General features: G+C 38.6%; 8 protein-coding genes. All 8 read left to right on the top strand.

The genetic code is table 11. The annotated features are described in order from the left end of the window. Positions 1-166 precede the first annotated feature (166 nt). On the top strand, positions 167-1225 hold the full coding sequence (locus tag V7659_RS15640) for a GerMN domain-containing protein (protein WP_335540776.1): 1059 nt from the start codon (positions 167-169) through the stop codon (positions 1223-1225). Positions 1226-1348: 123 nt separating this feature from the next. Then, positions 1349-2104 (top strand): ribonuclease PH, encoded by a 756-nt coding sequence (rph, locus tag V7659_RS15635; protein ID WP_335540778.1) that lies wholly within the window; start codon positions 1349-1351, stop codon positions 2102-2104. A gap of 13 nt (positions 2105-2117) precedes the next feature. Then, entirely contained in the window at positions 2118-2726 is a 609-nt protein-coding gene (locus tag V7659_RS15630) for an XTP/dITP diphosphatase (RefSeq protein WP_335540775.1), read from the top strand. Beyond that, complete coding sequence (locus tag V7659_RS15625) at positions 2726-3241, top strand: metallophosphoesterase family protein (RefSeq protein ID WP_335540774.1); 516 nt, start codon at positions 2726-2728, stop codon at positions 3239-3241. Before V7659_RS15630 ends, V7659_RS15625 begins: the two co-directional genes overlap by 1 nt. A gap of 590 nt (positions 3242-3831) precedes the next feature. Then, positions 3832-4245, top strand: a complete 414-nt coding sequence (locus V7659_RS15620; protein WP_335540773.1) for a group I intron-associated PD-(D/E)XK endonuclease — start codon at positions 3832-3834, stop codon at positions 4243-4245. A 111-nt stretch (positions 4246-4356) separates the two neighbouring features. Then, entirely contained in the window at positions 4357-5382 is a 1026-nt protein-coding gene (locus V7659_RS15615; RefSeq protein ID WP_335540772.1) for a tetratricopeptide repeat protein, read from the top strand. Between the two features lie 169 nt (positions 5383-5551). Further along, complete coding sequence (tig, locus tag V7659_RS15610; protein ID WP_335540771.1) at positions 5552-6829, top strand: trigger factor; 1278 nt, start codon at positions 5552-5554, stop codon at positions 6827-6829. Between the two features lie 378 nt (positions 6830-7207). Then, the coding region (locus V7659_RS15605; RefSeq protein WP_335540770.1) for a ClpX C4-type zinc finger protein at positions 7208-7764 on the top strand (557 nt) is incomplete at its 3' end.

Below are 7764 nucleotides of genomic sequence, written 5' to 3'. Positions count from 1 at the left end.
AAAATAAAACTATAAATCGAAGGTGTCAGGCACCACTCGTGGACATTTGTCCACGAGTGGTGCCTGACACCTTTTAATTTTGTTCTATTTTTTTTCATAAGTCGGTCTAATTTATCATAAGGCTCGTATATATGTTAGTACAAACTGTCTTAGGGGGGAAATAGTTATGTCTAAAAATAAAGCAAAGATCCTTGTGTCGACTGTGCTGACATCATCAGTTCTACTGTCAGGTTGTGGATTATTCGGGACTGAAACAGAAAAGAAAATCGATCCGCCAAAGAGTGTGACGATCAAGGAGGATACACCAAGTAAGAAAACGAGCGCTACAGAAGCAAGTAAGGAGGCGCAGGCAAATACCGTCAAAACAGAACTATACCTGGTAGATAAAGACGGCTATGTCGTTCCGCAAACATTGGATCTGCCGAAAACCAGTTCGGTCGCTAAACAGGCGCTTGAATATTTAGTGGCAAATGGTCCAGTGACTGATCTACTCCCAAATGATTTCCGGGCGGTTCTCCCAGAGGATACGGAGCTTTCTGTAAATATTGATAAAGATGGCGTTGCAACGGTTAATTTTTCAAAAGAGTTTAAGAATTACCAAGCTGAAGATGAGATGAAAATTCTCCAATCTGTCACTTGGACATTGACGCAGTTTGATAATGTGAAAACTGTGAAACTTAAAATGAATGGACATGATTTGACGGAAATGCCTGTGAACGGAACACCGATAAGCGAAAATCTTTCTAGAGCAACCGGAATCAACCTTGATACAACGAATGTGACGGATATTACAAATACTAAACCTGTAACTGTTTACTATATTGGCGGTGAAGAGGGCTCCTATTATTATGTACCTGTCACACGCCGGGTGAGCAATAGCGAAAAAGATAACTACGTAGCTGTCGTTAATGAATTGATTAAAGGACCAAGTGAAAAATCTCCTCTAGTATCTGAATTCATGTCAGATGTAGAGCTCCTTGAAGCACCAAAATATGAAGATGGAACAGTCACCTTGAACTTTAATGAGAATATTTTTGGAAGCTTTAAAGAAAAGGAAATTTCACAGCATTTATTAGATTCACTAGTGCTGTCCTTAACTGAGCAAGAGGGCGTAGAAAAAGTTGCTATTCAAGTTAAAGGTAAGGAAGACATTAAAAATGATAGCGGGAAGAAATTAACTGAACCTGTAACTCGTCCAGAAAAAGTCAATACAGGTAGTTTTTAAAAAATAATATTTGTTATACTATATAGTGACAATGAAAGAGGTTGGCTTGGATGCCGCCTCTTCTTTATTTGGTATTTAAGAAAAATGAATGTACCAATTCAAAAATAAAAGGAGGTAGTAATGGTGCGTGTTGATGGTAGAGAGCCGTTACAACTAAGACCCATACATATTGAACCCAATTATTTAATGCACCCAGAAGGATCTGTCCTAATCTCTGTAGGGAATACGAAAGTGATTTGTGCAGCGAGCATCGAAGACAGAGTGCCTCACTTTATGAGGGGGGAAGGCAAAGGCTGGATTACTGCCGAGTATTCTATGCTGCCCCGAGCAACAGAAACAAGAAACATTCGCGAATCTTCAAAAGGAAAGGTTTCCGGTCGAACGATGGAAATTCAGCGTCTAATCGGCCGCGCTCTTAGAGCAATTGTCGATTTAAGTGCTCTAGGTGAGAAAACAGTTTGGATTGATTGTGATGTCATCCAGGCCGATGGTGGTACTCGAACAGCCTCGATCACAGGAGCATTTGTTGCGATGGCCATCGCTTTAAATGCCTTTTCCGAGAAAAAGTCCTTCGCTAAATTCCCTATTACAGATTATTTAGCGGCGACAAGTGTCGGGATCCTGCAAAATAATCAAACGGTCCTTGATTTAAACTACGCTGAGGATTCTAAGGCCCAGGTGGATATGAATGTAGTCATGACGGGCAATGGAGAATTTGTTGAACTGCAAGGGACAGGAGAGGAATCGACTTTCTCCTACGAACAACTACAAGGCCTGCTTGGTGCTGCTCAAGAAGGACTAATGGAACTTTTTGAACACCAAAAAGCAGTACTGGGTGAAGAAATTACCCGAAAAATAGAGTCACGAAGACAAAAATGAGAGGCGATCAAAAATGAAAGAAGTCATTATTGCAACTAAAAATCCAGGAAAAGCGAAGGAATTTGAACATATCTTTTCATCACGAGGGATTACGGTTCGCACCTTGCTAGATTATCCTGAAATTCCTGAGGTCGAGGAAACTGGCACAACCTTTGAAGAAAATGCGACTTTGAAAGCGGAGGCGGTCTCCGAGGCACTGGGGAAAATGGTAATTGGCGACGATTCAGGCCTAATAGTAGACGCCCTTGAAGGGAGACCCGGGATTTATTCAGCTCGTTATGCGGGCGAACCAAAAAATGACCAGAACAATACGGATAAAGTACTGTCAGAACTAGCGGATATTCCCGAGGAGAAGCGGACAGCAAGGTTCTACTGTGCCTTGGCAGTATCAGTTCCGGGTCAAGAAACAAAAACGGTGTCAGGCACCTGTGAAGGACGTATTCTTGAAGAGAGAAGAGGTACTAATGGGTTTGGCTATGATCCGGTTTTTTATGTGCCTGAGAAGGGCTTAGCGATGGCCGAGTTATCATCAGAAGAAAAAAATAAGATCAGCCACCGCGCGAATGCCTTGAAAAAGCTAGATGTAGTCTTGGATTCTATTTTAGAAAGTGCGGAGCAGTAATGAGCAAGGTTTTAATTGTTAGTGATAGTCATGGATTAACAAAGGAGCTCCGTGTAATAAGAGAAAGGCATCTGGATGAGGTCGATTTAATGATTCACTGCGGCGATTCAGAACTATCCCCAGATGACCAAGCGATTTCTGGATATTTAACGGTAATGGGAAATTGTGATTTTGGCGGCGGATATCCACTAGAGACAATTTCTGAAGTGGCTGGGCGGAAGTTTTTTATTACCCATGGCCACCGGTATTCGGTTAAGTCCTCTTTGATGAATTTAAAATACAAAGCCGAGGAAGTAAGCGCGAATATCGTCTGTTTTGGACACTCACATGTCCTTGGTGCGGAAGTGATTGATGGAGTCTTATTTTTAAATCCAGGCAGCATCCGTTTGCCAAGGGAACGCTTTGAAAAAACTTATATCATTCTGGAATTGCAGAATGAAAAAATTAAAATGTCGGTGTTTGAAGTAAGTGGCCAGGAGGTTACCGAACTTGCCCGCGAGTTTATACTGTCATAATTAAGAGGGAGAATTCCTCTCTCTTTTTTCTTTTTAAAAAAAATATTAGAAAGTGTGTTGACTTTTTGATATTCCAATAATATAATAAATCTTGTCTTAAACAACTTATATGTCCCAGTAGCTCAGCTGGATAGAGCAACGCCCTTCAAGAAAATAGGAGCCTTTATAGGGAAACAAGAACCTATAAAGTGGACGACACTATATCGGTGAAGCCTTAACAGATTATGCTGATGGTAATACCGAGGAAACTTACGCCTTTCACAAGGAAGAGAAATCTTGAATGACTGACTATGTCAGTGGTAGAGGTTTTAAAAGATAATCATTTTGATTATCGTGAGGTTCCGTAGAGACTACACGTGTCGCACCTGAAATGGTGAAGATATAGTCCAGACCACAAACAGCATTGTTTGGTGACGAAAGTCATAGTGGTAAGCTAAGGCGTGGGTCGGGAGTTCGAATCTCTCCTGGGACGCTATACTACATAATAGAGAAAAAAACTCACTTTTATAAGTGGGTTTTTTTCTGTTTTATTACATATGGAAACAATCCTCATTCATCATTTTGCAAATTGAAGAAGGGTGGAGATTTCAATGAAACACCATACTAAAAGTAAAGGGGACCTAGATGTTTTAAAGGCTCAGGTTGATCTTTATGAAAAGGGTTATATGATTTTACTCCCTCATACAGAGCATGCTCCATTTGATTTAGATGGTTATAAAGATCAGATTTTCAAAAGAGTACAGGTTAAATATAGAAATCTAAATAAAAAAGGAATTTTAGAAGTTAGATTTAGTTCTTCTTATAGTACTAGCCAGGGTGTAATGACCAAGTTCATAGACAAATGTGAAATAGATATTTATTGCGTCTATTGTCCGCAAACGGATGAATGTTATTACTTTAATCCAAAATCCTTTCATAAATCAATTAGTTTAAGGGTTGATACACCAAAGAATAATCAAATGCAAAATGTAAAATTTGCAAAAAACTATCGAGAGGTTCCTTAACAAGAAATTGGTAACTGTACAATTGTACACTTCTGAGCCGAATCATTATTTTTTTTTACCCTTTATTTATGCTAAACTAATTCCCATGACAATCCTAAGGACGGTTTTTTTATGAAAAAGAGGGAACCTGTGAAACGAATAGATAATATAGTCTTTTTTCCCGGACTTGAAAAAAGATTAACCAATAAGGGTCTCGAAAGCCTTGAGAAGAAAAAATTTAACGAAGCGATAAATCTATTGGAGGAAGCAAGAGAATATGACCCTGACAATGATGAAGTCTTGATTGGGCTGGTTCTTGCTTATTTTGAAGCTTCTTCTTTTCAAAAAGCGAAAGAACTCGCCAAGGAAATGCTCCATAAGGGGATTGGTGACTACCTCCAGATGGTGGACCTCTATTTGACAGTACTGATCCAACTCCATGAATATCATGAAATCGTGTCAACCGTCGAAGCACTTTTAGAAGAAAAAGAGATTCCGCCGGAAAAACATGATCATTTCCTAACGATCCTTCAATTCAGCCGAAGAATGGCAGAGAATCGTCAACTAGATCTTGAGGAAATCGAACCAGAGGAAACAGCTTTCCAAGAGTTAAACCTATTTGCAAATGATAATCTAAACGAACAACTGCTCCTCATTTCAAATCTAGCAGAGAAAAATATTCGCCCCTACCTGCATGAAATTGCAGATTATTTAGAAGCGGAAGCAGGTCATCCATTTTTAAAAACCATTCTCTTAACTCTTTTAAAAGAGCAGGAAATTAATAGAGAACTTATTATCAGGAAATTTGGCATGGAAAAGAAAGTTATTCCAACACAACTTCCCGAGGTTAGAGAAGAACCAAGAATGCAAGCGATAAAAGCGCTTGTCGAATCTCATCTGGAAAGCGAAAACCCTGGTCTTTTCGAAAACACGAGCGGAATGGTTGAGCGTAATTTTTTTATAACTTATCCGTTTGAACTAGAGCCGGAAAGTACTCATGCATGGGCCGCAGCTTTCCACCACTTGGCACAAGATTATATGGGGATGGATACGGGAATGGATCTTCTTTCCAGCGAGTACGGTGTATCTGTGAGAGAAATTGAAGAAGCCATCACAAAAATTGAGGTAATTGAGAAAATTTCTTATCCTAATATATAGGCTCGCTGTTGAAAGAAATCAATCCTATGTTATAATGTAGTGGTTGCATTGTGTAAAAAACTATATTTTACATTAAAAAAATAGGAAATTGGCTTTGATAGAAAGTGATTTCCAAACTACTCAAATTCGTTACGAATGATATGAGAATAGATTGTTGGAGGGAAAATGTATGTCAGCAAAATGGGAAAAGTTAGAAGGAAACCGTGGCGTTCTTACTGTTGAAGTAAGTGCGGACAAAGTAAACGAAGGTTTAAACGCGGCATTCCAAAAGGTTGTAAAGCAAGTTAACGTACCAGGTTTCCGTAAAGGAAAAATGCCACGTCAAATGTTCGAAAAGCGTTTTGGTGTCGAATCTCTTTATCAAGATGCATTAGATATTCTTCTTCCTGAAGCATATGGAAGCGCAATTGACGAAACTGGAATCGAGCCAATCGACCGTCCAGACATCGACATCGAGCAAATGGAAAAAGGTAAAGAACTTATCTTCAAAGCTACTGTTCAAGTTAAGCCTGAAGTAACATTAGGCGAATACAAAGGTTTAGAAGTAGAAGCATTTGATACAAACGTAACTGACGAAGATGTTGCTAACGAATTAAAAACTCTTCAAGAGCGCCAAGCTGAGCTTGTTGTAAAAGAAGAAGGCACAGTAGAAAACGGCGATACAGCTGTTCTAGATTTCGAAGGATTCGTTGATGGCGTTGCTTTCGAAGGCGGAAAAGCTGAAAACCATTCACTTGAAATCGGATCTGGATCATTCATCCCAGGTTTTGAAGAGCAATTAGTAGGACTAGCTGCTGGTGAATCTAAAGACGTGGAAGTAACATTCCCTGAAGAATACCATGCAGCTGAACTTGCTGGTAAGCCTGCAGTATTTAAAGTAACTATTCATGAAATTAAAGGAAAAGAACTTCCTGAATTAGATGACGAGTTTGCTAAAGATGTGGATGATGAAGTTGAAACATTAGACGCTCTTAAAGAGAAAATCAAAACTCGTTTAGAAAACAGCAAGAAGCACGAAGCTGAGCACCATTTACGTGATACTGTTGTTGAAAAAGCTGCTGCAAATGCAGAAGTTGAAATTCCAGAAGTTATGGTTACTAACGAAGTTAACCGTATGCTTCAAGAATTCGAACAACGTATACAAATGCAAGGGATGAACCTTGAACTATACTTCCAATTCTCAGGTCAAGACGAAAATGCTTTACGTGAGCAAATGAAGGAAGAAGCTGTAAACCGCGTACGTGTAAACTTAACACTAGAAGCGATTGCTAAGGCTGAAAACCTAGAAGTAACTGACGAAGATGTGAATGCTGAACTTGAAAACATGGCTGGCATGTACAACATGACTGTTGATAGCATTAAACAAGCTTTAGGCGGACTTGAAGGCATCCAATCAGACCTTAAACTTAAAAAAGCAGTAGACTTTCTTGTTGAAAACAAGAAGTAATTAACTTGTTTAATGCAAGGCACGATTTAATTCGTGCCTTGTTTTATACTTTTTTTTAAATACATATTATAATAAGATTTAACAATGGGCAGGAAAATATCTTAGACATAGCGAAATAAATATAAAATAATTTCCAGACACCATTAAGATTTATTTTTATCATAATGGTTAAGATTAAAGAGTACATAAGTGATTTAAAGTGAACTACACAAACAAAGGGAAACCTATTTACCTTAAGCTTTTTATTTCCAGTCCATTGGCGTTCTGTGTTACAATGCAACATACATACTATTCAATAATTAGAGAGAGACTTGACTTTTGTTTGTGTAATTCACTGCTTCGCATAGGATACTAACATGATTTAAGGGGTGAAAGGATTTGTTTAAATTTAATGATGAAAAAGGTCAATTAAAGTGTTCCTTCTGTGGTAAAACACAGGACCAAGTTCGTAAATTGGTTGCCGGGCCTGGAGTTTACATATGTGACGAATGTATTGAACTTTGCACCGAAATTGTTGAGGAAGAACTTGGAACAGAAGAAGAAGTAGAATTTAAAGATGTACCGAAGCCAAAGGAAATTTGTGAAATTCTTGATGAATATGTTATCGGCCAAGATCAAGCGAAAAAATCACTTTCTGTTGCAGTATACAATCACTACAAGCGCATCAATTCCAATAGTAAAATTGATGATGTTGAACTTGCAAAGAGTAACATCTGTATGATTGGACCAACAGGAAGCGGTAAAACATTACTAGCCCAAACATTGGCTCGTATTTTGAATGTACCATTTGCTATTGCCGATGCGACTTCACTAACGGAAGCTGGATATGTTGGGGAAGATGTTGAGAACATTTTATTAAAATTAATCCAATCTGCTGATTACGATGTAGAAAAAGCAGAAAAAGGGATTATTTATATTGATGAGATTGATAAAAT

The sequence above is a fragment of the Neobacillus drentensis genome (genome assembly GCF_036966985.1).
GTDB lineage: Bacteria > Bacillota > Bacilli > Bacillales > Cytobacillaceae > Neobacillus > Neobacillus drentensis_E.
This window is presented reverse-complemented; position numbering and strand designations above follow the sequence as displayed.